This is a genomic window from Shewanella sp. 11B5, from assembly GCF_002836795.1.
In the GTDB taxonomy this organism is placed as follows: Bacteria; Pseudomonadota; Gammaproteobacteria; order Enterobacterales; family Shewanellaceae; genus Shewanella; species Shewanella frigidimarina.
Genome location: NZ_PJAP01000854.1, coordinates 1 through 3,578 on the forward strand (window position 1 = coordinate 1; position 3,578 = coordinate 3,578).

Genomic DNA, 3,578 nt, shown 5'->3' on the forward strand with positions numbered 1-3,578 from the left:
GAGCCATAATGGTCGCATGAGCTGTCTTCAAGTATCCACCACTCCAACCACTCACAATTAAAGTGCATTGCTGGCCCAGCCTGAACTGACGAACGCCTTCGGTTAAACGAGCCAGTGCTGTTGATGATAGCTGCTGCACTGCGGTATGACCCTGTTGCTCACTATTACCTGAACCTAATACCATCACAACACAAGAACCAGCAATCGGTTGATGATTAACGTTATGTTGCGATTCTAATGAATTAGCTAAAAAATAACTCACTTGCGATTGGCTTGTTAATGTTAGCACCACGATAGCGGTAACCAAGAGCATTCGGCCAAATTGCAGTAGCTTTATACGATTCGTTCGCCATAAAACGGCTGCCAGAACTAACAACATTATGCTAAAAGGAATTGGCATCACCAATTGTGACAAGAGTTTTTTAAGCCAAAACATTAATCATTCACTTTGTTTATCATTATTGCGGCTAGTTTATCGTTATAGCAGCCTAAAACAAACTCAAAACAAAAAACGGCACTGTTTAGGTGCCGTTTAATTGATTTGCAAAACACGTTCTCAACGAGATTATTCGAGATTACTTTTGCTAGTTTTGAATTAAGACTACTTCTCGTCTTTGCCCCACAACCATGCAGCACCGCGAACACCAGATGATGCGCCAAACTTATTTTTAACCACTTGGGTACCACATTCACGGCCCACAACATACTTGGGTAGCACTTTAGGCAATTCAGTATAAATAGCTTCGATGTTTGATACACCGCCACCTAATACAATCATGTCTGGATCCATCATATTAATCACGTGTGCGAGTGACCGCGCTAAACGATCAATGTAGCGTTCAAATGCCGCTGTGGCTAATGGATCGCCCTGTTGCATCATCTCAGAAATTTGAATACCGCTAGTGGCATCACCACCCGCTTCACGAAAATCACGAACAAAGCCTGTGCCAGAAATAAAGGTTTCAATACAGTCACGATTACCACAAAAACAAGTAGTGGTATTAAACTCATCTGCTGTCATCCACGGTAGTGGGTTATGTCCCCACTCGCCACCAATGCCATTACCGCCGCCATGTACACGGCCGTTAATCGCAATGCCAGCACCACAACCGGTACCAATAATGCCGCCAAACACAACTCCTTTACCAGCGGCTGCGCCATCAACGGCTTCAGAGACTGCAAAACAGTTAGCATCGTTGGCAACGCGTACTTCACGGTTTAATACTTCACTTAAATCTTTATCAAGCGGATGGCCGTTAATCCACGTTGAATTTGAATTTTTTACCAAGCCAGTAAACGGTGACACAACACCTGGAATGCCAACACCAACAGAGCCGGTTTGACCCGTTTCTGATTCTGCATCAGCCACTAAGCTGACAATCGCTTCTATGGTACCAGGATAGTTTTTTGGCGTTGGAATGCGCTTTCTGAATATTTCAGATCCATCATCGGCTAAAGCCACTATTTCAATTTTTGTACCACCGAGATCGACGCCCATGCGCATCATAACTTGTCACTCCATTTGCTTATTATTAATTGGGGTTCCATATTTGGTTTACAAAGGCTGATAACGATTAGCGCTATTTGCGTGCAAACCATGCCGACGATGCGGCAATAAAATACGGATTTAAAATATTTTCTTTTTGGTTGTATTGCAGCGGTGTAAGCGCTGGATATTCAACCACCAGCCCACCAGCACTTTCTAATACTGCTTGCGCTGCGGCGGTATCCCATTCACTGGTTAGGCCTAATCTTGGGTACACATCGGCTTGGCCTTCGGCCACCATACAAAATTTTAATGAACTGCCGACGCTTAACATTTGATGTTCGCCAATAGTCTGTAAATACGAGGCAACATCAGGGCTAACGTGAGAGCGGCTGCCGACTACGATAGGTGGCGATTGCACTGCTGTGTCACTAATATCCAATACCGATACTTGTCCATTATGTTCAAGCCACGCACCTTGACCAACAATGCCGCTATAACATTTGCCTAATACTGGTGCATACACCACACCAGCAATCGCTTTGCCTTGGTGAATAAGCGCAATATTGACCGTAAATTCACCGTTGCGTTTAATAAATTCTTTGGTGCCATCTAGCGGATCGATCAACCAATACGTTTGCCACATTTGTCGTTCTGCCCAGCTGATGTCAGCCGCTTCTTCGCTCATTACGGCAATCTCAGCAAAATGCTGTTTAAGGCCGGCAACAATTACATTATGGCTGGCAATGTCGGCTGCAGTAACAGGGCTATCATCTTGTTTAACCTCAATCTGCAAATCAGTTTGAGCATAAACTTGCATAATGGCTTCACCTGCTTGCTTGGCAAGAGCCACTATCTTCTGTAAGTCTGTTTTAGAAAATACAATGTTAGACAAATCAATTCCTTATCAAATTCATATCGCGTTAAACATCAACACAGTATCGATATGACATTATGCCATTGTTAGCATCATAGATTGATAACAATTTGATTGCACTTCAATCAAAAACGACTTAAAAAACCTAAGTGACAAAGCCATCACGTTGACTCAATATCCCCGAAACACCACAAATGCTGCTCGATACTAAGCTAACCGCAGCGTGGCTCAAAGCAAACAGTGCATCTTTGCATTCGTATTCAGCTACTGGGTGAACAATTAACAACTAACAATAGTAACTTAACAGGCTCAACATTATGGTTGATGCAACCCGCTTAACATTCGTATTTTTAAACACCCTTTATGGTGTATTTATATTTGTCGCCCCTCACACAACTAAAGTGAATAAAGTAAACCGATTCACTCAACAATATCAGGCATTTTTTTACCCGTTACGGGTACAACACTATTATCAATAGTCTCACAACCTGCTCCCGAACTCGGCGAAATAGCACATTGATATACACGCACGTAATCCACTAACATCGATTGCGGAAAAACTAACTCATCGATACCTGTGTTATTCACGGTTCCAGCCCATGCTCCACCTACAGCAAGATTGAGTAGCATATGAAATGGCTGGTTAAACGGTGCATCATCAGGGGCATTAACCAAATCACCATTGCCATCAATGTATTGACTGTACCAACCAGAGGATTGTTGTGTGGCAAAGTGAACATCATCAACATACCAACGAATTTCATCTTGCTGCCATTCAACAGCATAAACATGAAAGGCATCCGCAGGATTGAGTTCATTGGGTAAATGATACCCTTGCCCTGTATAAACATTATTGGGCCATTGTTTACCGTAATGTAATGTGCCATGTACTGCAGACTCTGGCGTCTTACCGTCGGTAACAACCTTGAGGTTTACGGCCTCCATAATGTCTATTTCACCTGAACCAGCCCAAGGGCCATATACCCAATCTGTCGGTAACATCCATATCGCAGGCCAAGTTCCCTGACCTTGTGGTAATTTTGCGCGAATTTCAAAACGGCCGTATTTCCAATCCCCTTTGTTTTTCGATACTAAACGAGCAGAGGTGTAATCTAATGTTTTCGATGTATCGTTTACGTCATAGCTTGGATCAGAATCATTTACAGCAGGCCCAGAAAAGGTTTCTCGTAATGCCGTAATCGATAAAAGACCACC

The 3,578-nt window shown here is 43.2% G+C and carries 3 protein-coding genes and 1 pseudogene; all 4 read right to left on the bottom strand.

From position 1 onward, the window contains the following. Positions 1-436: pseudogene (locus tag CXF78_RS17150) on the bottom strand (YdcF family protein); the annotation flags it as partial. A gap of 165 nt (positions 437-601) precedes the next feature. Beyond that, positions 602-1,507, bottom strand: coding sequence for a fructokinase (gene mak, locus CXF78_RS17155; protein WP_011636795.1), 906 nt, complete (start codon positions 1,505-1,507; stop codon positions 602-604). A gap of 73 nt (positions 1,508-1,580) precedes the next feature. Then, positions 1,581-2,381, bottom strand: coding sequence for a 3'(2'),5'-bisphosphate nucleotidase CysQ (gene cysQ / locus CXF78_RS17160; RefSeq protein ID WP_102037439.1), 801 nt, complete (start codon positions 2,379-2,381; stop codon positions 1,581-1,583). Positions 2,382-2,783: 402 nt separating this feature from the next. Continuing rightward, on the bottom strand, positions 2,784-3,578 hold a 795-nt coding region (locus CXF78_RS17165; RefSeq protein ID WP_102037440.1), incomplete at its 5' end, for a glycoside hydrolase family 16 protein.